Source organism: Saccharospirillum sp. MSK14-1 (assembly GCF_003054965.1).
GTDB lineage: Bacteria > Pseudomonadota > Gammaproteobacteria > Pseudomonadales > Natronospirillaceae > Saccharospirillum.
Genome location: NZ_MIES01000026.1, coordinates 384195 through 408637, shown reverse-complemented (window position 1 = coordinate 408637; position 24443 = coordinate 384195). Strand labels below are relative to the sequence as shown.

The window sequence follows — 24443 nt, the reverse complement described above, 5'->3', positions numbered from 1 at the left end:
TGGACGGGAGACGCTTAACGCTTAATGGCGTTATCGAGTCTTCCGTTTTGCCTCGCCCAAAAGAGTCAAAACCATGCCTTCCTCTGTACCTGTCAGTTTCGAGTTTTTTCCACCGCGCACCGAAGCCGGTTACGAAAAACTGTTCAGTGAGCACAACGCTTTAAAAGCCGCCAATCCCGAATTTTTTTCCGTCACTTACGGTGCTGGCGGCTCCACTCAGGAACGCACCATTCAGACGGTGATTGACCTGAATCAACGTGGTGTGCCCAGTGCGCCCCACCTGTCGTGCATCGGCACCACCGAGGCCACCGTTGTAGAATTGCTCGATCGTTATCGCGAAGCGGGCATTCGCCGCATCGTCGCCCTGCGCGGGGATTTACCCTCGGGCATGGGTGGCACTGGTGGCGATTTCCGTCACGCCAGCGATCTGGTGCAATTTATCCGCACGCATTACAACGACACCTTCACGCTGGAAGTGGCCGCCTACCCGGAAATGCATCCGCAAGCGCCGAATTTCGATGCCGACATTCAAAACTTCATCACCAAGGCCAAAGCCGGTGCCGATCGCGCCATCACGCAATACTTCTACAACGCCGACGCCTATCGCCATTTCGTACGCGAAGTGCGGGCGCGGGGCTGTGACATCGACATCGTGCCGGGTATCATGCCGATCACTAACGTATCGAGCCTGATCCGCTTTTCCGATGCCTGCGGTGCCGACATTCCGCGCTGGTTGCGCAAGCAACTTGAAGCCTGCGGCGACGACAGCAAACGCATCCAGGCCATTGGCCAGACGGTCGTGACCAACCTATGTCGCGAACTGCTCGACAGCGGCGCACCGGGGCTGCATTTCTACACCCTGAACCGCGCCGAACCGTCACTGGCTATTCTGGATCGTCTGGGGTAATGGTTTCTTATGGGAGTGGCCTCGCTCCCATAGTCCTACTTAAATTGGGGCTCAGCTTGTAGATACGGGGTCATTACCTGTCTGCAGCTGGCAGCATATACACTATCAACTTTGCGATTGCTCCATAGCGCCACAACTTCTAAACGTCCAACTGATTAAATTCCTTATCGGCAATCCCGAATAGTCTTCATATTGATCAGATTCATTAGCGATAATTCGGTTCTTTAAAATTACTGACAGCACATCATCAAATAAAATGTAATTTGGCTGAGTTGAAAGTTCAGTCCTACGTAGATCACCACCTTCGGACACATACAGCTCTACACTTTCAATACCCTCAAATTCAAACTCAGAAGCATCTGAAATTTCTTCAGGCTCAAAAGCTGCATGCTGAATTGGAACCCAATGTACACAGCTCAAACAACTCTACTTCTACACCGATGTCTTCAACCGATAAATAAACCTTTGACCTAACCATTAACTGCAACACTGTATCAACTTGCGATACGTCTACTGAGCTACCGTATGATCTTGTCAACACAGCACTGTTTGTGACTTCTTCCAACGGCTCGAACACGCCAATATTACAATCATATTCGTCTTCATTATCTACAGAATAAACAGCCATCGGCCAAAACAATATCCCTACTAAAAAAACTATACGCATGCTCGGCGCTCCCATTTTTTAGTCAGCGACATAGACAAAACCATTATTTTCGCTCTACTTTTAAATATTGCCTGATCTGAAAATCATAATTTCTACCAAAATAATATGGAGGCCAATTATCGTTTAAAATTTAAACCTATTCAGCATAAGGGTCGAAGCAAATACTGTCTAATTCACCTTCTCTAATAGTAATATCGTGTGAACATCCTGCCGACCCACAAGACCTCTGAACCTTGATATACACATTATCTTCTTCCTCGATATCCGAACCTAAGAAAGGATAAACTTCAAAAGCACTAGTAGCAGGTCCACCAGTACAAACCGGTTCCCTAAACAAATCACTTGGCACTTTTATATAGAATTGATCAGTCGAAATCCTAATATTCAGGTAATTCTCACTATTGCCGTAGCAATATTCATATTGCCACTCATACTTTTCATTCACCTCGTCACTGCGACCTATACCTCGGAGATTAAAATCTGCGCGAACCATGCCTTCTTCACACACTAAATTTCTATTCTCCCTCTCAGCAAGCACAGTCTCTTTAACCAACGCATCTAAATCCTTAATCTCACTAGCAGTGGAATATCCCGCGACAACCAGCATCGCAAAAAACATGAAAGTGCATTTTGATCTTCTAAACTTCACACACCACCTCTTATCTCAGTTGTACTTACTGATGATCATGAAAATGGCGATAAACTTTTAACGTCACTGCCGCACCGCCGAAAGTCATAGAGTATGCCGCTGGATTGTCATGCTTGGAGACGTATAGCCACCGGAACCAAGCAGCCGAACCCAAGGCATTGCAAACACCAGTCCCACTGCGCGAAGTTACAGTTCACTGTCGGAGGTGAAAGCAGAGAAATGCACCGTACGACTCTACCGTAGAAGGCCGATGAGTATTACCCTAGCACGGCCCAACCACCAGCACGCGAGCAGACTATGGCACACAAGGTATTCATCGACGGTCAGTACGGCACCACTGGACTGCAAATTCAGCAACGGCTCGAGGCTCATCCCGAGGTCGAACTGCTCAGCATTCCTGAAGACCAGCGCCGCGATCAAACCCTGCGCCAGCAATACCTGAACGACGCCGAGGTCGTTTTCCTGTGCCTGCCCGATGATGCCTCGCGCGAAGCGGTGTCGCTGATCACCAACCCCGGTACCGTCATCATTGACGCCTCCAGCGCGCATCGCGTGGTGCCGGGTTGGGTCTACGGCGTGCCGGAACTGCCCGGCCAGCGTGAGCAACTGCGCACGGCCACCCGCATCGCCAACCCCGGCTGCTACCCCACCGGCATGACCTTGCTGACCACTCCGCTGGTCAACGCCGGTTTATTGCCCAAGGATTACCCCATCAGCGTGCACGCCATCACCGGTTACAGCGGTGGCGGCAAGGCGATGATCGCCGACTATCAGGCCAAGACCGGAACCGACGCCGCCAATGCCGCAGCGCGCCCCAAAAACCTCGACCTCAGCCACAAGCATCTGCCGGAAATGCAGCAGATTCCGGGCTTTGAATTTGCGCCGGTGTTTGTGCCCACCGTAGCCAATGTCGAGCAAGGCATGATCGTCGAAGTGCCGCTGCACGAACGTCTGCTGGGTGGCAGCGCAGCCCAGGTTCATCAATGTCTGGCTTCGGCCTACAGCGGCGAAGCCTTCGTACAACTCATGCCGCTGAACGACGAGTCCCAACTCGACGAAGGCGGTTTTTTAAACCCAACCGCCTGCAACAATAGCAACCGCATTGAACTGTTCGTCTTCGCCAAAGATGGCCGCATCATGTTGATGGCGCGGCTCGATAATCTCGGCAAAGGCGCCTCCGGTGCGGCGGTTCAGAACATGAACCTGCGCCTGGGGCTGGACGAAAGCACCGGCCTGTTATAACTGCAACGGTACTGAATCGGTAAGCCTCGATGCGCATCCCGCGAATCTACCTGCCAAGTGCCGATCAAAGCGGCACTCAACTGGCGCTGCCCGACGGCGCCTTCGGTCATCTGGTGCGCGTATTGCGCATGAACGATGGCGCCGAACTGGAAGCTTTTAACGGTCGCGGCCAGCGTTTTCGCGCGCAACTCAAAGACGTCGGCAAACGCAGCGCTGAAGTCGCACTGCTCGAAGCGCTGCCTTCGCATACGCAATCACCCTTGCGCACGCACCTCGGTTTGGTGATGTCCAAAGGCGACCGCTTCGATTACGCCCTGCAAAAAGCCACCGAACTGGGCGTCAGCGCCATCACGCCACTGACCAGCGAGCGCTGCGATTTAAAACTCAAAGCCGACCGGCAAGAGAAGAAAATGCAGCACTGGCAAGGCGTGCTGGCCTCCGCCTGTGAACAATGCGGACAAGATTCCGTGCCCGACCTGGGCGACATTCAAAGCCTGGAAGCCTGGGTCTTAGCGCAACACAGCGCGCTGAAACTGGTGCTGCACACCAGTGCTGAAAAACCAACCTTTCCCGAAGCGTCTCCCGAATCGGTCAGCTTCCTCATCGGTCCCGAAGGCGGCCTCACCGAACCGGAAGTAGCAGCGGCCGGCAACGCTGGCTTCCAAAGCTGGCAACTCGGTCCGCGCGTACTGCGCACCGAAACCGCACCGGTGGTCATGCTTGCGTTATTGCAGCAGCGTTGGGGTGATTTCTAGTGAACCCGTCGCTACTTCTGCGGTTAATTCGCCGCTAACCAGCATCACTCCTAATAGGCAATACAGCGGGTATTTTTAATGGTTCATTTTAAATAGTCAGCGACAGCATTTATAACCGCGTTAACCCTACTGGCACTGAGTGGTTGTGCTGACAGCACTGACACTGCCGATGCCGATACGGAAGCCGCCAACAAAGCACTGGTCATCGACGCCGTAACAGCTTTGTTTATCGACCAAGATGCGCAGGCGGTTCAACAGTATTGGGGAGACACCTACCACCAGCACAACCCGAACTTCCCCGACGGTGTTGATGTCGTGCTGAACATGCCCGGAAATCTACCCCCGAATTTCAAGTATGAAATGGGCGTTGTACTGGCCGAGGAGGATTTGGTGATGGTGCGGGGTCGTTACACCGGCTTTGGACCGCAACCGATGATTGGTGCTGACATGTACCGCGTCGAAGACGGTAAAATTGTTGAGCACTGGGACATTCTGCAACCCGAAGTGGCCGCCCCATGTTCGAACCGGGCTTATAAACCCATCGGATTACTCAGGCCGGAGCGAAGCGGCTCCGGCCTGCAGCCTTTTTGCCAACGCCCGCGCCAACATCGGACTGATCAACAACACCAACAAAAAGCGCAGTGTCTGGAATGTCATGATCAAACCCACGTCGACGTCGGTCGATGCAGCGATGATGGCCACGCTGTCGAGCCCGCCCGGGCTGGTGGCGAGGTACGCCGTTAACGGATCGATGTCGAACACCACCACCAGGCCAATCGCCAGCCCACCGCACAACACCATTAACAGCACAATCGAAAACAGAATGCGCCAGAAGGCGCGCATGGCGTAACGCACCACCGCCAGCGTAAAGCCCAGCCCAATGCGCCAACCCAGCAGCATATAGCTTATCGCCAGCAACCAGGGTGGCTGCACCAATTCGACCACTCCGCTCAGCGTTAAGGCAGCGCCAATCGCCAATGGTGTGAGCAAAGCGCCACCGGGGATTTTCAGTTTGATGCCCAGCCAGCCACCAAAGGCGGCGATCATCAGCGTTTCCAGCAGCGCAATCAGATTAAAGGGCGGGAACCAATAAGCGGCGCTGGTGACCGACATACCCGAATGCGAGGCGGTCATGGCCGCCACAATGGACGCCGTTCCGGCCACCATCAGCACGCGCAGATACTGCATAAAAGCGACCAGCCGTGGGTCGCCGCCGCCGCTTTCAGACAGAATCACCATCACCGAAGCCGCGCCGGGCGGCGTGCCCCAAATAGCGGTCGTGCCGGGCAGCACCTGTTTGCGCGCCAGTATCCAGCCTTGGGTGGCCGCGATACCGAGCACCAGCAAAGTGACCGACAAGAACAGCCACCAGCGATTGAAAAAGTCGACGACAACATCGGCTTCCAGGCTGCGCGCGACCAGACAACCAATCATGGTTTGGGCGGCATAAAAACCCGGTTTACCAATGCGCAGCGCACTGCCGCGCAAGCTGAACACAATGCCAACGATCATCGGCCCGAGCAGCAAGGCAGCGGGTAAACCCAGCAATTCGAGCACTGCTGAGAACAGAACCGACACCACCAGCAAGCCCAACCAGGCGCGCCAGGGTGTCGTGGATAACACAGAGGAGAGGTTCAAAAGTCGCTATCAGTCCGGGTTGAAAAAGGGGCCAAATAGTAAACCCAGATAAGTCACCAGCGGTTCACCGGCGCTCCATTGCAACGGTAAATCGCTGAACTGGCGGATGTCGTCAACCACCCAGCCCGGTTCAACCCGATTCATGGTGAAGCCGTGAATCAACGTCTGCTGCAACGGAAAGGTGGGGTAGAGATCGTCGGTATGAATGCCCGCCATGGTCACCGCCGCACAGATGGCATAGCGGCCATCGCTCAATTTCACCGAATCAATGCGGTCAACGTTTTCAATATGCACTTTGTGCTCGGCGTTGGTCAGACCCAGCTTCGAATAATAATTCAATTCATTGCGGCCGAGGCTGCAGTTTTTGGTGAAGAATTCATACGCCGATTCACCGCGAGCATTTTTGGTGAAACAGAAATAGGTCTTCAGTTTTTCAAAATCCAGATTGCTAACATCCGGAAATTGCTCGGCCGTCAGACTCTGCAACATCAAGCGACCCACAGCAAAATTAAAGATGTCTTTGTGGAGCTGTTTACGGGCGGCCGTTGAATGTCCGTTCTGCGTCAAGCTGCCTTGAATATACTGCATGGAATACTCGCTCAGCGTGATCACTTCCGGTCCCACCAGAGCAAAGCGAATAAATTTCTCATCATCCTGATACTGAAACAGTTGATAGGTATCTTTGCCTACCTTGCGTTTAAGCACCGCATCAAAGCTATCCGCGACAAAACTCAGCTTTCGCTCCAACAACACCGACGATAATTGTTCCGCCGCCGCATCGCTCATATCCGTTTTCCTTATCGTGCCTACAACGAGATAAACAAATCACGCCCAACCAAACAAACGCTGGGCGTTTTGATAACTCTGTTTTAACACCTGATCGACCGGCAGTTGTTTTACGTCGGCGATTTTCTCAATCACAAAGGGCAGAAACTTCGGCGCATTTTCCTGACCACGATACGGCACCGGCGTTAAGAACGGCGAGTCGGTTTCCACCACCAGCTGCTCGATCGGCGTAGCGGCCAGCACTTCGCGTACGTTCTCGGCTTTGTTAAAGGTGATGATGCCGTTAAAGCCGAGCATAAAACCCTGCTCCAGGCAGTACTGCGCCAAATCGATGCCCGAGGTAAAGCTGTGAATCACGCCTTTGCGTTTTAAGTGCGGAACGTAGTCCGCCAGAATCGCCTGGGTGTCTTCGTCGGCGTCGCGGGTATGAATGACCACCGGCTTATCGAGCTCACAGGCAATTTTCAGCTGATCGGCAAATACCTGACGCTGCTTGGCCCGGTCGGAATGGTCGTAGTGGTAATCCAGACCAATCTCACCAATGGCGACGATCTTGTCGTCGTTGCCATGCTGGCGCAGTTCGGCGTCAGTCGCCTCGGTGTAGTGGTCAGCATCGTGCGGGTGAATACCCTGGGTGCCGTAGATCATGGCGTGTTCTTCGGTCAAATCGCGCACCCGGCCCAGATTGTCCGGCTCCACCGCGATGGTTACGATACGCTCAATACCAACCGCCCGCGCGTCATCCAGAATCTGGCTCAGCTCGGCATCCTTCAGATAGTCGAGGTGGCAGTGCGTTTCGACGATGGGATGGGAAAAGACGGGAATATCGCGTTTCTTACGGCTCATGAGACTGACCCTTGGAACGTGGGCGGCCCAGTTTAGTGATCAACGAGTGGAGATGCCATGCCGGCAACGATCAAACACCTGATTTTCGACATGGGCGGCGTGCTGGTGCGTTTACAGTGGCATCAGCAGGTGACCGTGTTACTGGGCCGGGATGTCCCGTTCGAGCAGATTCACGCGCTGTGGGGCAATGCCCGTTCCACTCATGCCTTTGAGACCGGCCGGTTGGATTTCGAGGCGTTCACCGATGCACTGATCGAGGAATTCGGTTTAGCCCTCAGCCGCGACGAGGTGCAGCATCGCTTTCGCGCCATGCTCGATAACGATTTTGACGACAGCGTCCCGTTACTCACCGACCTGAACGCCGATGGCCGCTATACCCTGAGCTTGCTCAGCAATACCAACCCCTGCCATCTGGCGATGGTCAAAGAGCGCAACACCATCTGGCCACTCATCGAACGGCCTTTTACCAGTCTTGACTTCGGTTTAATGAAACCCGACCCGGCGATTTATCAGGCTGTGCTGGACGCGCTCAATGCCCGCCCGGAAGAATGCTGGTTTTTTGATGATGGCATTCACAACGTTGAGGCGGCCCGGGCGTTAGGCATGAACGCTGAGCAGGTGTTTGGTCCGAACGATATTCGCTCCCTATTAACGCACCATCGGCTGCTTTAATTAATAGCCCGCTGCGTTGGCACGCGCCCAAAGGTGCGCCGCCATTAAGGCGCGCCAGGGTGAAAATTGCGCTAACCAGTGCTCGGTGAATTTGGCGTCCGGCGTGCTGTTCAAGGCCAATAATTCACCGAGATTTTTACGCACGGCTACATCGCCATGCAAAGATCCATCGAGTGAATTAAAACCCCGCAGCAACGCATAATTCACCGTCCACGGACCAATGCCTTTCAGCGCCAGCAAGCGTTGGTAAATGAGTTCAGCCTCGGGTTTGTGCAGCCAATCATCGAGCGGTAATTCACCGGATGCAATGCCATCGCATAAGGCGCGAACCGCCATGAGTTTGGCACGCGATAACCCCGTTTCGCGCAACCGTTCATCACTGAGTGCCATCACCGTCTCAACATCCGGAAATGCGAGCAGATTATTGGGTGCTGCCTGATTTGCTGCCTGAATCAAACGGCGGCGAATGTTGATGGCCACAATCACGCTGATCTGTTGCCCGATAATGGCCCAAAGCAAGGCTTCAAACGGTGTGGCCGATTGCGGTACGCGCAAACCCGGACGCTGTTGCAGCAAGGCCCCTACCTCAGGATGTTGGGAAAACTGGGCTTCAAATTCTGCCGTGCCCTGATCCAGACCGAGCAAAGTTTCAGCGACGCTTTGCAGCGCAAAGTCCGCGGCGTTTTCGCCTTCGCACTGAACCCTTAATGAGGATTGATCGAAGTGAAAACCGAGCGTCATTGGCTGGTGTTGATGCATCACCGCTTTGGTCACGGACTGTTCATCACAGCGCTCGGCAACGCTGTGTGAATCGCGGCTGTGGAAGGCGATAAAATCGTCGCGCCGGAAATTGTCGGGCAAGGTCAGTTCAAGTGTCTTGCTATTGAGCGTCATGAAAAATCAGTCCCAGAGTAAAACGTTCGCCGCTGCGCACCCGACTGACACCGTGACGCAGGGTGACGCGATAATCGCCGCGCGCGCCAGTCACCGGTCGATACTGACCGGCAAAAACCACGGCATCGCCACGCTGCAATGAAACCACGTCGGGACGCGATTGGCGACGCGGTCGTTGTTCAACCAGCGTGAACTCGCCGCCCCTGAAGTCCTCACCCAGCTGCGACAGCATGACGGTTAATTGCAGCGGAAACGCCAGTGGTCCGTAGAGATCCTGATGCAGACAGTTATAGTCACCGGCGCCGTAGCGCAATAACAGCGGCGTGGGTTGAGTCTGACCTGCAGCATGACAGTGGCGAATAAATTCAGCATGCGTCGCCGGGTAACGATGCTCAAAGCCCAAACGCTGCGACCAGCGGTTCGCCAGCGGCACTAAGCGTTCATAGAGTTGCGCACGCAGCTCCGCAATCAACTCAGGCAAGGGATCATCAAAATACTGATACTCGCCCTGACCAAAGCCGTGGCGTTGCATAATCACCCGACTGCGAAAGCGCGTGCGGTCAGCGTAGGAATCGATCAATGCCTGGCATTGCTCCGGTTGCAACAGCGCAGGCATCGGCGCGTTGCCAAAGTGGTCGAGTTCGCTTTCCAGCGCTGGCCAGTTGCAGTGGTTCAATCGTTGGATCATGGCGTTTTCATCGTCGGTGCTTTCATGGGCACTCTACGCTTTAGCCGCTACATCGCCATCCGCACCTTGCGGTGCAATTCGTTGGCCCCATCATAGGGGCGGTCTTAACCTTGGGAGAATGACCGAATGCGCGTTCATAAAACCTTGCGGCCTTTTACGTTTCCGCTGCTGATGTCGGTTTATATGGTCACCTTGATGACCGCTCTGATCACCTGGGTGAACATCGGTTTCGGTCCCAGCTATCTGCTCGCCTGGGGTCAGGCGTTTATGGTCGCCTGGCCGATTGCCTTTATGCTGATTCTGCTCGGCGCACCCAAACTGCAAGCGCTCACCGCCTACCTGCACCGTTAATGCTGCGTGATACACTGGGCGCAGATTTTGACGGTGCCCACTGATGCTGCACACCCTGCCCGGTAATCAACTCGAAGTGCTGGTCGAACCGCTGGCGCGGCTGCTCGCCGTGCCAGTCGACAACCCGCTCGAGCCCGATGTGATTCTGGTGCAAAACCCCGGCATGCAGCATTGGCTGAGTATGGAACTGGCGCAGCATCGCGACCGTCGCATCAGCATGAACCTGCGCTTTCCGCTGCCGGTCACCGAATTCTGGAGTTTGATTCGTCGCGTGCTCGGCCCGAAGGCAGTGCCCGAAGCGTCGCCCTATCGGCGCGAGGTTTTAAGCTGGCGGCTCGATGCGTTGCTGGCACGCGACGACATTGCTGACCACCCGGTTTTTGCCGAACCCACCCGCTATTGGCGTCGGCAAAGCGATCGTCAGCAGGCGGTGCGCCGTCATCAACTGGCCGAACAACTGGCCGATTTGTACGAACAATATCTGCTCTACCGCCCGGATTGGATTGCCGACTGGGACGCCGGCAACGGCGAGCACTGGCAGGCACAACTGTGGCGTCTGCTGACCGCCGAAACCTCGGTGCCACACCCCATCAAGCTGGCGCGTCAGGCCATCGACCAACTGGCGCAACCGGCCGATGCGTTGCCTGAACGCCTCTTTCTGTTCGGCATCAATGCGCTGTCGCCGTTCTGGCTCGATTTTCTGAAAGCGTTGTCCGAGCGTGGCGGCATCGACATTCACCTACTGTACCTCAACCCCAGCGACGATTACTGGGGCGAAGTCGTCAGCGAACGCCAGGCCGCTAAACAACGGGCGCGCTGGATTGAAGCCGAGGCCGACCCGGATACGCCGTTGGACGTCGGCAATCCACTGCTCGCCAACCTCGGCCAACAAGGCCAGGCCTTTGTGCGTCTGCTCAGTGAACGCGCCGATCTGGAAACGCCGGTCTTTGTTGAAAACCAAACACCAACGCTGCTGGCGCAATTGCAGCGCGATATTCTGCATCTGCACGATGGCCGCGAATCACCGAGCGACCTGAACGACACCTCCATCAGCGTCACCCGCGCCCACTCGGCATTGCGCGAAGTTCAGGGTTTACACGACTGGCTGCTGCATCGCTTTAACGACGACCCCACGCTCACGCCCAAAGATGTGGTCGTGATGTGCCCCAACGTCGAAGACTACGCACCCTTTGTCGAAGCCGTGTTCGCGCGCCGCTTTGAAGATCTTTCAGAAAAAGTACCGCCACTGCCGTGCTCCATCGCCGACCGTCATTTAAAAGATGCCGACCCGACCGTCGCTGCCTTTCTCGACTTATTAACGCTGCCCGACGCCCGCTTCCAAGTCAGTCAGGTGATTGGCTGGCTGCGCGTGCCGGCGATTCAGACGCAGTTCCGATTAACGCCGGACGACGTCGATCAGCTGGCCCACTGGCTCAGTGACGCGGCGGTGCATTGGGGGCTGGATGCGCAGCACAAAGCCGACTTCGTCGAACGTGAGGTGAGCGATCACTTCACCTGGCAACAAGGCCTCGACCGACTGCTGCTCGGCTTCGCCTGGGGCGATGAAGAAACGATTCTGGGTGAGCGCTTACTACTGCCGCAGGTCGAAGGCAGCGATGCGCTGCAACTGGGCCGCTTAATGGCGTTCGTGCGTCGCCTGAAACAACTGGCTGCGGAGCTGAACCAGCCGCGCGATATTGAACACTGGCAAGCCTTCCTCAAAGACCGGTTGCGACTGGCGCTGTTCGCCACCGGCGAGACCTTCGACCCAGCGCACGACGACCTGCGCGCAGCCATCGCCGACCTCGGTCAACACTGCTTCGAAGCGGGTTACGCTGGCGACATTCCACTCGGCGTCATCCGCGACGTACTGATGCAGGCATTCTCTGGCAGCCAGAGCGGTGGTCGCCAGTTTTTGACCGGCCAGATTACCGTTTGCTCGCTGGTACCGATGCGTTCCATTCCCTTCAAAGTGCTGGCCGTACTCGGATTAAACGACGGCGAATTCCCGCGCCACCGGCCGCCTTTGGGTTTCGATTTAATGGCCAACGATCATCGCCTCGGCGATCGTTCGCGGCGCGGCGACGACCGCTATCTGTTCCTTGAAGCGCTGCTATCAGCACGCGATTCGATTTATCTCAGCTACCAGGGCCGCGATGTCAGCAACAACACCGAGCGCCAACCCTCTCTGGTGCTGACCGAACTGTTCGGCTACCTCGAATCCGCCAGCGGCTGGCGGCGCGAGTACATTCGCGACCTGCCGCTGCAACCTTTCGCCGCCGCCAATTATCAGGGCGAACAACCCAGCTTCGACCGCCACTGGCTGCGCCTGACCCATGCCTTGCCCGGCGCCAGCAACATCGCCGAATTGCCCGAGCCAGAGTGGCCAGACGAACTGCCGCTGAAACAACTCATCGATGCGCTCGACCATCCGTCACGCGCCTTTGCCCGCACGCGGCTGGGTTTGTTTTTGGGTTACGACAGCGGCCCGCAACTGGACGACAGCGAACCTTTCGCACCCGATCACCTGACCCGCTATCAACTCCAGGCGCAGTTGATCGACAGCGAACTGGGGCTCGACGACAGGCCGGTCGAAAACTGGCTCGAACGCGCTCGGCTGTCGGGCCTGCTGCCCGATCACCGAGAAGCCGAAGACGATCTGCAAAGCTGGCAACACCAGGCCGAACAATTCGCCGGCAACCTGATGGAACTGGGCAGCGGCGAACTGACACTCGACCGCGTCGAAACAATCATCGACGGCCAGACCCTCAGCGCACACTTACCTCGCCTCGCCGATGGCCGTCTGCTGTTCTGGCGTTTGGCTGACGCCAAAGGCAGGGATTACCTGACGCTCTGGCTGCATCATCTGGTCGCCAACCTCAGCGGCAGCACCGAAACACTGGGCCTGTACCGCACCAACAAAACCGACGCCGTCTATCAGTTGCAGCTAGCACCCTTAAACGCTGACGACGCCAAAGCCGAACTGACCAACTGGCTGCGCATCTGGAAGCTGGCGCTGTGCCGGCCGCTGCCGCTGAACGCCGCCATCGGCGTTGAAATCGCCAAGCCCAGAACGCGCGGCGAATACCAGCCCTACCACTTCGACCGCCTCTGGACCGGCGATCAATTCCGCAGCGGCCTGGGCAGCGACGCCTATATGCACTGGTTCTGGCCGGAGCCGCCCGATGAGACGGCGTTGCGCGATGATCTGCTGGCGCTCTATGAGCCGTTGTTTGCGCAGCTCACTGAAACCTAAGCAGACTTTCTCAACCATTGGATGTAGCGCTAAACTGAACCAGCAGAAACCGAGGTGACGACCATGAACAGCCAACAATTGCGCAGTGAAATCGACAACCTGGCACTGAGCGAAAAACTCAAACTGGTCGAAGACATCTGGGACACCATTGCCGCCAGCAATGCCGAGTTGCCGCTGCCGGACTGGCAACGTGAGGAACTGAAAAAGCGCTACCAGAGCTACCAGGCTGGTGAACAAGGCCTGCACAGCTGGCAAAACGTTCATGAGGCGCTGCGTAAAGGCAACCAATGAAGCTGCTCTACACCGACCGGGCCAAGGATGACCTGGAAACCGCCTTTCTCTGGTACGAACGGCAACAGCGCGGCTTAGGGCAGGATTTTCTCAACAATATTGAAGCCGCCCTACAGCAAATCATCGCCAATCCCAAAGCGCAGCCGCTCTATCACGACGCCATTCGCGGTTGCTTAACTCGCCGCTTTCCCTTCACGCTGTTTTACAGCATTGAGGTGGAAGGCCTGATCATTCACTCGGTATTCCATCATCGGCTGGATACCGGAAAAAGACCCTGACCGGCAATCCTCAATGCCCACACTCGACGCCGCCACCCTACCGCTCACCGGTCGCCAGCTCATTGAAGCCAGCGCCGGTACCGGTAAAACCTACAACATCACCCGGCTCTATATTCGGCTGTTGCTGGAATCAAACCTCGGCGTCGATCGCATTCTGGTGATGACCTTTACCAAAGCCGCCACCGAAGAGCTGCGCGGACGTCTGGCAACGCTGCTGCGCGAAGCACACGACCACTGGGATACTCTCGACGAACCCTTTTTCGCCGAACTGCGCCAGCGTATCGACCCGGTGAAAGCCAAAGCCCGGCTGTATCAGGCGCTGCTGCATCTGGACGAAGCCGCCGTCTACACCATTCACGGTTTCTGCAAACGCGCATTAACCCAGCAAGCGTTCGCCAGCGGCATCGGTTTTAACGCCGAAATGGAAACCGACAGCCGCGAGCTGATCATGGAAGCGCTGCGCGACTGGTATCGCCGTCGCGCTGGCGATGACGACTTCGGTTTGCTCTACCAACACTGGCCCACACCGGATGCGTTTTTTGACAGCTGGGCCAACACCATCGCCAGCAGCGAGCCATTACCGGAACCGGGCGTGACGGACCCGGAACCCGCCTGGCAGGCGTTTCGTGAGCAGTGGGACAACGAAGCCGAGGCGTTTTTTGCGCTCAACGTCAAAACCCGGCGCGGCGATAACCAAGCCATCTGGCAGGCAACGCTGGATGAGTTAAACCATCTGGCGCGCCAAACCTGGCCGGGTTCCGCACCCGAACTGTTCGATAAAGGCTTCAACAAAGACGCCTTCAGCACCGCCAAAAAAATCGACCAGCTCCCGACGCTGCATCGCCTCACCAAAGCGCTGAATCAGATCAGCCTGGAACAACGCGCCCAACTGGCGTGGGCGGGCATCGACTACGCGCGCGCCCATCTCGCCGACGCCAAGGACCGCCTCAACCAACTCGACTTTAACGACCTCATCGTGCTGCTGCGGAAGCGCCTGACCGAAGACGGCGGCGAACCTTTGGCCGCGGCGCTGGCCGAGCAATTCCCGGCCGCGCTGGTCGACGAATTTCAGGACACCGACCCGGACCAGTACGCCATTCTGGATACGATTTATAGAAAACGCAGTGACACGGAACCGTTGCTGTGCATGATCGGCGACCCCAAGCAGGCGATTTACGGTTTCCGCGGCGGCGATGTGTTCGCCTATTTAAGCGCCCGCGACCACGCCGATCAGCAATGGCAGATGGACACCAACTTTCGCTCGCACCCGGCGGTGGTCGACGGCTACAACCAACTGTTTTACGACGGCGGCCGCGCCGTGTTCGGCTTCGGCATCGACTACCAGCCGGTGAACGCCGGCGCCAAAGAGCCGGCTGAACTCATCGACCCGGCCGGCCGCGCTGCCGTGCAATGGGGACTGCTGCCCGCCGACGACAAGCCTTACACCAAAGACGCTCAGGGCGCGCTGGCGCTGTGGTCGGCGGCGGAAATTCATCGGCTACTCACACAAGCAAGCTGGTCGAATAAACCCGTACAGCCAGGCGACATCGCGATACTGGTGCGCGACCGCAACGAAGCCGCCACCATCCAACTGGCGCTGCACGAATACGGCTTAAATTCGGTCTACTTAAGCAGCCGCGACAACGTATTGAAAAGCGAAGAGGCTGACAGCCTGCGTCTGGCGCTGCACGGCATTCTCGATCTGGAAAACGATCGCGCCTTAGTCGCGGCGCTGGCTACGCCCTGGTTTGGCCTCGATACCGAGGCGCTGTTCGAGCTGCATCAAAACGAACACCGCTGGGCCGAGCTGCAGGCCGAAGTCACCGAACTGCGCGAACGCTGGCTTAATCAGGGCCTGATGAGCATGGCGCTGGCACTGTTCCAACGCCACGTTCAGCCGCGCCCGGAGCAACACGAACGCGCTCTGACCAACAGCCTGCATCTGCTCGAATTGCTGCAACAGGCCAGCCAGCACCATCGCCAACCCTGGGCGCTGTTGCACTGGTTCGATCAGGCGCGCGACGACGACCGCCTGGCCGCCGAAGCGCAACTGCGGATGGAAAGCGATGCCGACCTGATTCAGGTGATTACGCAGCACGGCGCCAAAGGTCTGGAATATCCGATCGTCTTCCTGCCGTTTGTCAGTTACGGCCGCAGCGCCCGCCAAGCGCCCGCGCTGGTCCGCTACCACGACCGCCACGATCACAGCGCGCGCCTGGCGCTGAACCCGAGCGATGAGGAAATCGAACTCTGGCAGCAGGAGCAGATCGCCGAAGACATCCGCCTGCTTTATGTAGCCGCCACCCGCGCCGAAAGCCGGTTGTATATTCTCGCTGCCGAGTTCAAAGAGTTCGCGCGCAGCCCGTTGGCCCGCTGCATGGGCATTGAGCAGTTCGGCACCCTCACTGAGAAACTCGGTACGAACCCGCTCATCCCAAACCTGCTGCGTGATATCGCCTTAACCACCGAACAACCGTCATCGCTATCGGCCACACCCCGCGGCGACCTCAAACCCGCCGACTTCCACGGCAGCATTGAACGCGACTGGTGGCTCAGTTCCTTCTCAGCGCTGACCCGAAACGCCCGCCACGGCGGCCTGTCGAACCCGGACCGCGACCAGGACGAACCCGAGGCCACCAATACCCCAGCCAGCGAACTGCCTCTGCGTTTCTCGCTCGCCCGCGGCGCCGAAGCCGGTAACCTGCTGCACGATATTCTGGAACGGCTCGACTTCCACCAGCCCGACTTCGAAGCCGCCTTACAAGCGCCACGCCAGCGCTATCAGGGTTTGATCAGCGGCATCGAAAACGCCGAGCCGCAGTTAATCGACTGGCTGACCGAAATTCTGCACACCGAATTGCCCAGCGGCGCACGGTTGGCAGACTTGCCGCTGAACCAGACGCTGCGCGAGTCCGAGTTTTATTTCCCGCTGAATGCGACCGCCAACGCCGGTCGCCTGCTCGCCGATATTCTGGCCCGCCATCGCGGCCAACAGGCCGTGGCGCTGCCCGATCCGCGTCGACTAAAAGGCATGATGCACGGCTACATCGATCTGGTGTATCAGTGGGGCGGCCGCTATTACGTGGTCGATTACAAATCCAGTTACCTCGGCAACCAGCTGGCGCGCTATCAGGACCCCTGGCTGACCGAGAGCGTGCAGAACAGCTACTACGACCTGCAATACCTGATCTACAGCCTGGCACTGCACCGCTACCTGAAAACGCGACTGGCCGATTACGACCCGGCGCAACATCTTGGCGGCGTGCATTACCTCTACCTGCGCGGCATGGCGCCGGGCAACGCCAGCGGCATCTACCATCGCGAAGCCGACCTCACCGCCATCGCCGAACTGGATGCCTTGTTCCAGGGCGAAGAGGTAAACGCATGACCGACTTACTCGACCTGAACCGCCATCTGGAAGGCGTCGCCGAACTCGACTTATTGCTCGCCGAACGGCTGTGCGACTTTCTGAATTGCCACGACGACTGGCTGTTCCACTCACTGGTCGGCGTCAGTCAGGCGCTGCAACAGGGCCACGCCTGTTTGCAACTGAGCCACTGGGCTGGTCGTTTTGAATGGCGTGCGGAAGACGACCCGGACAGCGGCTATCGCTTCCCGGCGCTTGAAGACTGGCGAGAAAAACTGGCGTCCTTACCCATCCGCCCGGACGACAACGCCCCGGTGGTTTTCGACCTGGACCGGCTCTATCTGCGCCGCTACTGGCGCTTCGAAACCGAACTGGCCACTGCGCTGAGTTCACGCCTAAAGGCTCCGGTCGACGCCAACCTGAAAACCGCCAAACAGGTGCTGACTGACCTGTTCGGCACCAGCGACACCACCAACTGGCAGCAAGTCGCGGCGGCCAATGCCTTGCTGAACCGCTTCACCGTCATCGCCGGCGGCCCCGGCACCGGTAAAACCTTCACCGTCACCCGGCTGCTGGCTTTGTTAGCGGCCACCGCAACCGACCTGCCGGTCATCAAACTCGCCGCCCCGACCGGCAAGGCTGCACAGCGTTTGGGCGAATCCATCCGCGCCGCCAAAGCCGACCTGCTCGGCCCCGTCGATATGCTGACGCTCGACGCCATCCCGGAAACCGCGTCCACGCTGCACCGCTTACTGGGCGTCATTCCCAACCAGCTCGACTTCCGCCACCACGACCGCAACCCGCTGGAACTCGACATTCTGGTGGTCGATGAAGTCTCCATGGTCGACTTACCGCTGATGACGCGCCTGTTCCGCGCACTGCCAGAGCACGTTCGCGTCATCTTCCTGGGTGATGCCGACCAGTTACCGTCTGTTGCGGCCGGAAGCGTGCTCGCCGACCTAGCTGAAAGACCGCATCCAGGCTATTCCAAGACCCGAAAAAATCAACTTAAACAGTTGGGAATTGGCCTTGAAAATGATGCAAAAGGCAGCGCCGACTACCTCAGCTACCTTTACGACAGCCGCCGTTTCGGTCCCAATTCCGGCATCGGCCAACTCGCCCGCCAGGTCATCGACGGCCAAAGCGACGCCAGCCTCGCCACACTGAAAGGCGAACACAACGACGTCCAATGGCTCGGCGACGACGACCTCTATGCCCAAATCGACGCCTGGACGCGCACCTGGTACCAACCCATCGCCCAGGCCGAGAACTTGAGCGAAGCCTTCGACCGCCTGTTCCAATTCCGCCTGCTGTGCCCGACCCGAGTCGGCCCACGCGGCGTCGAAGCGCTGAACGAACGCATCGAACGCCAACTCAACCCCAACCGCGAACCCGCCTACCGCGGCCAGCCGATCATGGTCACCGAAAACCACTACGGCGTCGGCCTCTACAACGGCGACATTGGCCTGCTCTGGCCCGACGACAACGGCCAGCTCCTAGCCTGGTTCCCAGAAGGCGATAACCACAGACCAGTCGCCCCCGGCCGGCTGCCGAGGCATGAAACCGTCTACGCCATGACCATCCACAAAACCCAGGGCAGCGAGTTCGAACGGGTTGCCTTGGTACTGCCGGAAACCCCCAGCGCCATGCTCACGCGTGAGTTGATCTATACGGGTTTGACGCGGGCCAAGCAGGAGTTAGTGGTGTTTGGTGGGGAAGGCGTTTGGCTCGAAGGGGTCAGGATGCGGGTGGAGCGGCATTCGGGGTTGAAGCAAAGACTGAGCGAATAATTAGCCAGTAACTATCAACCTTATAATTTCAATATTCCTAGACAATCAAACAAGAACCACTATCATTCTCGTCATAGCCAAAACCTACAGCGGAAACCGAGATGATTAAAACAGCCACTTTTGCCGTGATGCACTTTTCCATTGCGTTCAGTGTCGCCTGGGCTCTGACTGGCAGCTTTGTCGTCGGAGGTCTGGTGGCGTTGGTTGAGCCGGCGGTGAATACCGTGGCCTTTTACTTCCACGAGAAAGTCTGGAAGCGGATTGAACGGATGCGTAGCAACAACGATTCAACGGGTGGTCCGCAATTCAGTGCGGCGATGTAACGCGCCGCCTGACCTTCGATTGCGTCAATCGGCCACTTTTTTGCGGCAATCCGCCGCGCCTGCGGGTAAGCGCCTTCTTATGCTGTGACCGCCTTGTGTGAGTCACGATAAGAAGGAGAACCGCGTGCACATTCGTTTATTGATCTCGCTCCTGGTGCTGTTCGGCACCACCCTGGCCAATGCCGATCAATCCTTCGGTGTGGGACTGCAATACCAGACCATTACCGATTACGACGACCCGGGTGTCGGTGTCGCCGCTCGTTATGCTTATGGCTTTACGCCGCAGTTATCGCTGCAATCGGAAGTCAGCGCGACGGTGAGTGAAGTCGAAGGCGAGGTCGTCAACAGCGTTGGCAATTCGGTGGGCTTTGCCTCGGCCTGGCTGACAACCTTTGCGGTGTACGGCCGCTTTGAACAACCGTTAGGTTCGCGCTTTTCCGTGCATGGCCGGGTGGGTATGCTGAGTGCGCAGTCGGAGGTAGAGCGTTGTATCAGTGGTAACTGCACTAGTTTCGAAGGGTCCGATACCGACCTGAGTTATGGCGCCGGCGCGGCTGTTCATCTGTCGCCCAGCCTCAGCCTGGTGACCGACTGGACGCACATTGCCGAAGACGTTCAATACATCGGCTTGTCGCTGGAGTACCAACTGCAATCGCTGTGAACTTCCACATCGGCGGCGATGAAAGTTCCGCTTAACTGTGCGACATTAGCGGCCTGTTCAACGGCCGCTGATACCTCTCGATGAAAACCGTCTATTCCCCTTTGCATCACCGTCGCACTGCCACTTCCGAACTCGATGGTGGCATTCTGGTGCCGCCTTATGAGAACCCCAACCGCGCCGAAACGATTCTGGCGCGGGTCAAAGACCGCCAACTCGGCGAGGTGCTGGCGCCGGTCGAGCATGGCCTGGAACCGATTCGCGCGATTCATACCGATGACTACATCGATTTCTTGGAGCACTGCTGGGACGACTGGAAAGCCGCCGGTAAACCGGGCGAGGCGATTCCTGCCGTCTGGGCCGGGCGCGGTATGCGCCATCGGGCGCCGAAAGACATCGACGGCCGCCTGGGTTATTACAGCTTCGCCGCCGAAACCTCCATTACCGACGGCACCTGGGAAGCCGCGCGCGCCTCGGTCGATGTAGCACTGACGGCGCAGCAGCAAATCCTAAACGGTGACAGCGCCGCCTTTGCGCTGTGTCGGCCACCGGGCCATCACGCCGCGGCCGATCTGTACGGCGGTTATTGCTTCTTTAACAACGCCGCGATTGCCGCCCAGGCGTTTCGTGACGGCGGTGCGCAGCGCGTCGCGATACTCGATGTCGACTTCCACCACGGTAACGGTACTCAGTCGATCTTCTACGAACGTTCCGACGTGTTCACGCTGAGCATTCATGGCGACCCGGATCTGGTGTTCCCGCACTTCCTCGGTTTTGAAGACGAAACCGGTGCCGGTAAGGGCGAAGGTTACAACTGGAACCGTCGTTATCCGCCGGGCACGCCTTTTGATATCTGGAAAGGCGGTCTGGAAGACGCCTGCCATCAAATCGACGCCTACAACCCGGATTACCTGATTGTGGCGCTCGGCGTCGATACCTTTGAAGGCGACCCGATTTCGTTTTTCAAACTGACCAGCGACGATTATTTGCGCATGGGCGAACGCATCGCCGCGCTCGGCAAACCGACCTTGTTCACCATGGAAGGCGGTTACGATGTTGAAGCCATTGGCGTTAACGCGGTCAATGTGTTGGAAGGCTTTGAGGGCCGCGCATGAGTCTGAAGCTGGAATTTAAAGTCCGCGATTACGAGTGTGATTTGCAGGGCATTGTGAACAACGCGGTGTATCAGAATTATCTGGAACACGCGCGTCACGAATACCTGCATTCCAAGGGCGTCGACTTTGCCGAATTATCCAGACAAGGCGTCGATTTAGTCGTGGTTCGCGCTGAGCTCGATTACAAAAAACCGCTGACCAGTGGCGATGCATTTCACACCGAAACCAGCTTTCGCCTGGTCGACCGGGTGCGCTTTGCGTTCGATCAACGCATCGTGCGCAGCGATGGCGTGCTCTGTTTGCAGGCCGTCATTATTGCTACGGCCATGAATGCACGCGGTCGTCCGTCTATTCCGCCCGGTTTGATCGACCAACTGACCGCAGGCGAATGATGCAACACCAGGCCGATGCGTTTAATGGCGTGATTATTTCGGCGCAAAACCTGCCCGAAGACGTCGCGGTTTTCGCCGAAAAACTGGCGGCGTTGTTGGCGCAAAGTGAGCGAGACGGCAAACAGTTAATCTGGCTGACGTTGCCACTCAATCGCGCGCATTTTACGGGCATCGCCACCGAACTGGGTTTTGTATTTCACAACTGTCTGGAAGCAGAACTGACGCTGATTAAACGCTTACGCGACGATGCGTTTGCGCCCTTTGTGCCTTCCCATACGCTCGGTGCTGGCGGCCTGGTCGAAGACGGTGAAGGCAGATTCCTGGCCATCCGCGAGCAGGGCATGACAGGCTTTAAATTACCCGGCGGCCACGTTGAAGTTGGGGAGACGTTAGAAGCGGCCGTGCAGCGCGAAGTCTGGGAAGAAACCGGCATCGAAACCCGCTTTGAATCGGTGCTCGGCTTTGCCACCAAACACCCGTACCGTTTTGGCAAAAGTAACGCTTATTTCGTTTGCAAACTAACACCGCTGAGTTCACAGCTTGCCATTCAGGACACGGACGAAATTGCCGAAGCACGATGGCTTTCAATCGACGCATTTGTTGCCGACGAACAGCAGAGCTTGTTCAATCGTCAGCTGGTCGGCGCATTAGCGGGCAAGTCAGGGTTGGCAAAAATCGACCTCGATGGCAACGACGGTCCCCACCAAAAAGCCGAAGTGTTTTTCGCGTTCTAACGGGCTTTGGTTGCGCACCAGGCCTGCACCAGACCCGCCTGAAAAAACGGCAGCGGTTCATCAAACCCACCGGCCTGAACAATCTGCGCCAGCTCCACCATCGACATCACGGCTACGTCCGTGGCGTAGGTTTTCTTAAGACGATCCAGGTGTTCGGGGGTGGGTTCTGTTTGAGTGGTGATGCGATGCCACAACGCCAGGCTGGCGTCATAACCCAGCGCGCCGGTATCGAACACCAGATCGGAGCTGGCCAGGATACCACTGGGTTTTAACCGCTGAGCGATCTGCCGGAAAAATTTCTGGCGCGCCAGCCGATCGGTTATAAATTGAGACACCAAAAAGCAGGTCGCTCCATCGAACTGCTGAGCAGGTGAGAGACTTTCCAAATAACCGAGCTGAACATGACAACGTTCCACCAAGCCCGCATCGATCAGTTTCTGTCGACAGACCTCAACCATGCCCGCCGAAGGCTCCACCAGGGTAAAGCGCCAATGCGGAAAACGTTGCGCCAACGCAATGGCTTCACTGCCCGTGCCGGAACCCACGCACAGCACATGCGCATTGCTTGGCAGGCCAGCAAACACCGCTTCCAGTAAAAACCGCAACGCGTTTTCGATGGGTTCACGGCGTTGCGCCTGACGGTCATAACCGGCGGCTTGCTGGTCAAAGATGGCGGCAATGTCGTCTGGCTGCATGTGTTACACCGCGTGCTGCATGATGCCGTGGTGCATCACAGAACGATGCACGGCGGTACCGGCCATGGTGCCGCCGGCCATGGCAAAGGTAACGTTACCGAAGGGCCGCGCGGCATCACCGCAGGCAAACACGCCGGGAACCGAGGTGGCCTGCATCATATCGGTTTCGATATAAGCGCCCATCGGTCCGTCGGCCATGGCACACCCCAATTGGCTGGCCAGGGTATTGGTCATTTCCATCTTAGGTGCGACAAACAAACCGGCCAGTTCAATGTGGCGACCGTCTGCCAGATGCACCACCGCTTTATCGTCACCGGTGACTTCGGTGACCTTTTCACGCTCAATGGTTACGCCCCGGGCCTCGAGTTCGCGCAACTGGTCGGCCGAGGGTTCAAAAACGCCGTTGAGGAAGAAGGTCGTCGGGCCCCAGTCTGGCATCATAAACGCCTGATGCGCCGATTCTTCACTGCTCGCCAACACCCCTAAAGCCCCTCGGTTCAGTTCATAACCATGGCAATAAGGGCAATGAAACACGCTCTGGCCCCAGCGCTCATTCAGACCCGGAATGGGTGGCAATACATCGCGCACACCGGTTGCCAGAATCAAGTACAACCCTTGATAGTGTTCGCCACTTTCCAGCGTCAGCTTGAACACGCCATCGCGTGCCGCCACGGAATCGGCCTTGCCGTTTACCCAGGTTACGTTCGGATAGTTAAGCAACTGGGCCCGGGCTTCGTCGGCGATCTGGCCCGGCGGTTTGCCGTCCTGACCGATCACACCATGAGCGTGGCTGGCAAAGCGATTGCGGCGCTGACCACCATCAATCACCAACACCTGTCGGTAGCCCCGCGCCAGCATCATGGCCGCGGCCATGCCCGCATAACTGCCGCCAACAATGACGGCGTCGTAAGTCTGAGTCATTTCAGATTCTCCTGATCAGCAGCGGCGTTTCGATCGCGCATGCCGTGATGAAAGTCGCGACTGAGTTGCGCCAGCGTCACGCCTTTAAAGCGTTCCAACAGTTGCTGTTCCGCGCTGGCAAAGGCATCGCCCAGCGCCGCGTTAACCGCCTGTTCGACCAGACAACCCGGCATGTCGGTGCGGTGGCCCATGGCCAGCAATACCGGTTCGCCCAGCGCCATATAGATGTCGTAAAAGGTGGTTTTTTCCAGATCACAGACCAGTCGCCAACCGCCGCCATGGCCTTTTTCTGAACGCACCAAACCCTGGTCGCGCAAGCCAGCGAGAATTCGACGGATGACCACCGGGTTGGTCTGCATCATGGCGGCCAGCGCATCCGAGGTTTGCGGTGTGCCGGCTTCGGCCATGTGTAACAGGACGTGCAGAACGCCCGATAAACGGCTGTCTCTTTTCATGTAACTTAGGTTATTACATGAAATACTCGAAGACAAGTGTGTTTATGTAACGCTCACTAAAAACCCATAAAAA

General features: G+C 57.3%; 26 protein-coding genes and 1 pseudogene. 16 read left to right on the top strand and 11 right to left on the bottom strand.

Annotation, left to right across the window (positions count from 1 at the left end; all coding sequences use genetic code 11):
• Positions 1–73 precede the first annotated feature (73 nt).
• Positions 74–907: a methylenetetrahydrofolate reductase [NAD(P)H] gene (metF, locus tag BGP77_RS05855; protein ID WP_108163781.1), complete on the top strand. Its 834-nt coding sequence runs from the start codon at positions 74–76 to the stop codon at positions 905–907.
• Between the two features lie 105 nt (positions 908–1012).
• Here metF and BGP77_RS17920 read toward each other — a convergent pair whose 3' ends face one another.
• Positions 1013–1327, bottom strand: a complete 315-nt coding sequence (locus BGP77_RS17920) for a hypothetical protein (protein WP_146171200.1) — start codon at positions 1325–1327, stop codon at positions 1013–1015.
• A 383-nt stretch (positions 1328–1710) separates the two neighbouring features.
• Complete coding sequence (locus tag BGP77_RS05850; protein ID WP_108163780.1) at positions 1711–2193, bottom strand: hypothetical protein; 483 nt, start codon at positions 2191–2193, stop codon at positions 1711–1713.
• Between the two features lie 327 nt (positions 2194–2520).
• On the opposite strand from BGP77_RS05850, the gene argC reads away from it, so the two are divergent.
• A complete protein-coding gene (gene argC, locus BGP77_RS05845) occupies positions 2521–3465 on the top strand; it encodes an N-acetyl-gamma-glutamyl-phosphate reductase (RefSeq protein WP_108163779.1) in 945 nt (314 codons plus the stop codon).
• A 29-nt stretch (positions 3466–3494) separates the two neighbouring features.
• Positions 3495–4220, top strand: a complete 726-nt coding sequence (locus BGP77_RS05840; RefSeq protein WP_108163778.1) for a 16S rRNA (uracil(1498)-N(3))-methyltransferase — start codon at positions 3495–3497, stop codon at positions 4218–4220.
• Between the two features lie 126 nt (positions 4221–4346).
• Here BGP77_RS05840 and BGP77_RS18110 read toward each other — a convergent pair whose 3' ends face one another.
• Complete coding sequence (locus BGP77_RS18110) at positions 4347–4505, bottom strand: hypothetical protein (protein ID WP_199224241.1); 159 nt, start codon at positions 4503–4505, stop codon at positions 4347–4349.
• On the opposite strand from BGP77_RS18110, the pseudogene BGP77_RS18385 reads away from it, so the two are divergent.
• Positions 4443–4643, top strand: a pseudogene (locus BGP77_RS18385) (hypothetical protein); the annotation flags it as partial. The gene BGP77_RS18110 and the pseudogene BGP77_RS18385 sit on opposite strands and share 63 nt — an antisense overlap.
• 123 nt (positions 4644–4766) lie before the next feature.
• Here BGP77_RS18385 and BGP77_RS05830 read toward each other — a convergent pair.
• The 3 genes from BGP77_RS05830 to BGP77_RS05820 are packed head-to-tail and all read right to left on the bottom strand — an operon-like array spanning position 4767 to position 7490.
• Positions 4767–5858, bottom strand: coding sequence for an AbrB family transcriptional regulator (locus BGP77_RS05830; RefSeq protein WP_108163776.1), 1092 nt, complete (start codon positions 5856–5858; stop codon positions 4767–4769).
• A gap of 9 nt (positions 5859–5867) precedes the next feature.
• The gene (locus tag BGP77_RS05825) at positions 5868–6644 is read right to left on the bottom strand and encodes a hypothetical protein (RefSeq protein WP_108163775.1); all 777 of its coding nucleotides are present in this window, start codon (positions 6642–6644) and stop codon (positions 5868–5870) included.
• A 39-nt stretch (positions 6645–6683) separates the two neighbouring features.
• On the bottom strand, positions 6684–7490 hold the full coding sequence (locus tag BGP77_RS05820) for a TatD family hydrolase (RefSeq protein WP_108163774.1): 807 nt from the start codon (positions 7488–7490) through the stop codon (positions 6684–6686).
• A gap of 57 nt (positions 7491–7547) precedes the next feature.
• On the opposite strand from BGP77_RS05820, the gene BGP77_RS05815 reads away from it, so the two are divergent.
• Positions 7548–8162, top strand: coding sequence for an HAD family phosphatase (locus BGP77_RS05815; protein WP_108163773.1), 615 nt, complete (start codon positions 7548–7550; stop codon positions 8160–8162).
• On the opposite strand, the gene BGP77_RS05810 is transcribed toward BGP77_RS05815, so the two are convergent.
• Positions 8163–9056: a DNA-3-methyladenine glycosylase 2 gene (locus tag BGP77_RS05810; RefSeq protein ID WP_108163772.1), complete on the bottom strand. Its 894-nt coding sequence runs from the start codon at positions 9054–9056 to the stop codon at positions 8163–8165.
• Positions 9043–9744, bottom strand: a complete 702-nt coding sequence (locus BGP77_RS05805) for a 2OG-Fe(II) oxygenase (RefSeq protein ID WP_108163771.1) — start codon at positions 9742–9744, stop codon at positions 9043–9045. The genes BGP77_RS05810 and BGP77_RS05805 overlap by 14 nt, the downstream gene beginning before the upstream one ends.
• Positions 9745–9870: 126 nt before the next feature.
• Between BGP77_RS05805 and BGP77_RS05800 the strand changes: the two genes are divergently transcribed.
• The 11 genes from BGP77_RS05800 to BGP77_RS18320 all read left to right on the top strand — a co-directional run bounded on the left by BGP77_RS05800 (position 9871) and on the right by BGP77_RS18320 (position 22299).
• A complete protein-coding gene (locus BGP77_RS05800; RefSeq protein WP_108163770.1) occupies positions 9871–10095 on the top strand; it encodes a DUF2798 domain-containing protein in 225 nt (74 codons plus the stop codon).
• 43 nt (positions 10096–10138) lie between these two features.
• Positions 10139–13351, top strand: coding sequence for an exodeoxyribonuclease V subunit gamma (gene recC, locus BGP77_RS05795; protein WP_108163769.1), 3213 nt, complete (start codon positions 10139–10141; stop codon positions 13349–13351).
• Positions 13352–13414: 63 nt separating this feature from the next.
• Positions 13415–13642, top strand: a complete 228-nt coding sequence (locus BGP77_RS05790; RefSeq protein WP_108163768.1) for an addiction module protein — start codon at positions 13415–13417, stop codon at positions 13640–13642.
• Complete coding sequence (locus BGP77_RS05785) at positions 13639–13920, top strand: type II toxin-antitoxin system RelE/ParE family toxin (RefSeq protein WP_108163767.1); 282 nt, start codon at positions 13639–13641, stop codon at positions 13918–13920. Before BGP77_RS05790 ends, BGP77_RS05785 begins: the two co-directional genes overlap by 4 nt.
• A 13-nt stretch (positions 13921–13933) precedes the next feature.
• The gene (recB, locus tag BGP77_RS05780; RefSeq protein WP_108163766.1) at positions 13934–17308 is read left to right on the top strand and encodes an exodeoxyribonuclease V subunit beta; all 3375 of its coding nucleotides are present in this window, start codon (positions 13934–13936) and stop codon (positions 17306–17308) included.
• On the top strand, positions 17305–19077 hold the full coding sequence (gene recD, locus BGP77_RS05775) for an exodeoxyribonuclease V subunit alpha (RefSeq protein WP_108163765.1): 1773 nt from the start codon (positions 17305–17307) through the stop codon (positions 19075–19077). The genes recB and recD overlap by 4 nt, the downstream gene beginning before the upstream one ends.
• A 101-nt stretch (positions 19078–19178) precedes the next feature.
• Positions 19179–19400 carry a DUF2061 domain-containing protein gene (locus BGP77_RS05770; protein WP_108163764.1) on the top strand — a complete coding sequence of 74 codons (222 nt, stop codon included), beginning with the start codon at positions 19179–19181 and terminating at the stop codon, positions 19398–19400.
• Positions 19401–19524: 124 nt separating this feature from the next.
• On the top strand, positions 19525–20061 hold the full coding sequence (locus tag BGP77_RS05765; RefSeq protein ID WP_158269281.1) for a porin family protein: 537 nt from the start codon (positions 19525–19527) through the stop codon (positions 20059–20061).
• A gap of 80 nt (positions 20062–20141) precedes the next feature.
• Positions 20142–21173 carry a histone deacetylase family protein gene (locus tag BGP77_RS05760; RefSeq protein ID WP_108163762.1) on the top strand — a complete coding sequence of 344 codons (1032 nt, stop codon included), beginning with the start codon at positions 20142–20144 and terminating at the stop codon, positions 21171–21173.
• Positions 21170–21565, top strand: coding sequence for a thioesterase family protein (locus BGP77_RS05755; protein WP_108163761.1), 396 nt, complete (start codon positions 21170–21172; stop codon positions 21563–21565). The genes BGP77_RS05760 and BGP77_RS05755 overlap by 4 nt, the downstream gene beginning before the upstream one ends.
• Positions 21562–22299 (top strand): NUDIX domain-containing protein, encoded by a 738-nt coding sequence (locus BGP77_RS18320; RefSeq protein WP_304572198.1) that lies wholly within the window; start codon positions 21562–21564, stop codon positions 22297–22299. Before BGP77_RS05755 ends, BGP77_RS18320 begins: the two co-directional genes overlap by 4 nt.
• Here the strand turns inward: BGP77_RS18320 and BGP77_RS05745 are convergent.
• The 3 genes from BGP77_RS05745 to BGP77_RS05735 are packed head-to-tail and all read right to left on the bottom strand — an operon-like array spanning position 22296 to position 24370.
• A complete protein-coding gene (locus BGP77_RS05745) occupies positions 22296–22994 on the bottom strand; it encodes a class I SAM-dependent methyltransferase (RefSeq protein ID WP_108163759.1) in 699 nt (232 codons plus the stop codon). The two genes, BGP77_RS18320 and BGP77_RS05745, sit on opposite strands and share 4 nt — an antisense overlap.
• 3 nt (positions 22995–22997) lie before the next feature.
• Complete coding sequence (locus BGP77_RS05740; protein WP_108163758.1) at positions 22998–23915, bottom strand: NAD(P)/FAD-dependent oxidoreductase; 918 nt, start codon at positions 23913–23915, stop codon at positions 22998–23000.
• Complete coding sequence (locus tag BGP77_RS05735) at positions 23912–24370, bottom strand: Rrf2 family transcriptional regulator (RefSeq protein ID WP_108163757.1); 459 nt, start codon at positions 24368–24370, stop codon at positions 23912–23914. Before BGP77_RS05735 ends, BGP77_RS05740 begins: the two co-directional genes overlap by 4 nt.
• Positions 24371–24443 lie beyond the last annotated feature (73 nt).

Coding starts and splice junctions, on each gene's coding strand:
- BGP77_RS05810 (WP_108163772.1), bottom strand. CDS start 9,056: ATGACGCTCAATAGCAAGACACTTGAACTGACCTTGCCCGACAATTTC.
- BGP77_RS05735 (WP_108163757.1), bottom strand. CDS start 24,370: ATGAAAAGAGACAGCCGTTTATCGGGCGTTCTGCACGTCCTGTTACAC.
- BGP77_RS05745 (WP_108163759.1), bottom strand. CDS start 22,994: ATGCAGCCAGACGACATTGCCGCCATCTTTGACCAGCAAGCCGCCGGT.
- BGP77_RS05755 (WP_108163761.1), top strand. CDS start 21,170: ATGAGTCTGAAGCTGGAATTTAAAGTCCGCGATTACGAGTGTGATTTG.
- BGP77_RS05740 (WP_108163758.1), bottom strand. CDS start 23,915: ATGACTCAGACTTACGACGCCGTCATTGTTGGCGGCAGTTATGCGGGC.
- metF (WP_108163781.1), top strand. CDS start 74: ATGCCTTCCTCTGTACCTGTCAGTTTCGAGTTTTTTCCACCGCGCACC.
- BGP77_RS05815 (WP_108163773.1), top strand. CDS start 7,548: ATGCCGGCAACGATCAAACACCTGATTTTCGACATGGGCGGCGTGCTG.
- BGP77_RS05800 (WP_108163770.1), top strand. CDS start 9,871: ATGCGCGTTCATAAAACCTTGCGGCCTTTTACGTTTCCGCTGCTGATG.
- BGP77_RS05785 (WP_108163767.1), top strand. CDS start 13,639: ATGAAGCTGCTCTACACCGACCGGGCCAAGGATGACCTGGAAACCGCC.
- BGP77_RS18320 (WP_304572198.1), top strand. CDS start 21,562: ATGATGCAACACCAGGCCGATGCGTTTAATGGCGTGATTATTTCGGCG.
- BGP77_RS05825 (WP_108163775.1), bottom strand. CDS start 6,644: ATGAGCGATGCGGCGGCGGAACAATTATCGTCGGTGTTGTTGGAGCGA.
- argC (WP_108163779.1), top strand. CDS start 2,521: ATGGCACACAAGGTATTCATCGACGGTCAGTACGGCACCACTGGACTG.
- BGP77_RS05790 (WP_108163768.1), top strand. CDS start 13,415: ATGAACAGCCAACAATTGCGCAGTGAAATCGACAACCTGGCACTGAGC.
- recD (WP_108163765.1), top strand. CDS start 17,305: ATGACCGACTTACTCGACCTGAACCGCCATCTGGAAGGCGTCGCCGAA.
- BGP77_RS05770 (WP_108163764.1), top strand. CDS start 19,179: ATGATTAAAACAGCCACTTTTGCCGTGATGCACTTTTCCATTGCGTTC.
- recC (WP_108163769.1), top strand. CDS start 10,139: ATGCTGCACACCCTGCCCGGTAATCAACTCGAAGTGCTGGTCGAACCG.
- BGP77_RS05760 (WP_108163762.1), top strand. CDS start 20,142: ATGAAAACCGTCTATTCCCCTTTGCATCACCGTCGCACTGCCACTTCC.
- recB (WP_108163766.1), top strand. CDS start 13,934: ATGCCCACACTCGACGCCGCCACCCTACCGCTCACCGGTCGCCAGCTC.
- BGP77_RS05820 (WP_108163774.1), bottom strand. CDS start 7,490: ATGAGCCGTAAGAAACGCGATATTCCCGTCTTTTCCCATCCCATCGTC.
- BGP77_RS05805 (WP_108163771.1), bottom strand. CDS start 9,744: ATGATCCAACGATTGAACCACTGCAACTGGCCAGCGCTGGAAAGCGAA.
- BGP77_RS05840 (WP_108163778.1), top strand. CDS start 3,495: ATGCGCATCCCGCGAATCTACCTGCCAAGTGCCGATCAAAGCGGCACT.
- BGP77_RS05850 (WP_108163780.1), bottom strand. CDS start 2,193: ATGTTTTTTGCGATGCTGGTTGTCGCGGGATATTCCACTGCTAGTGAG.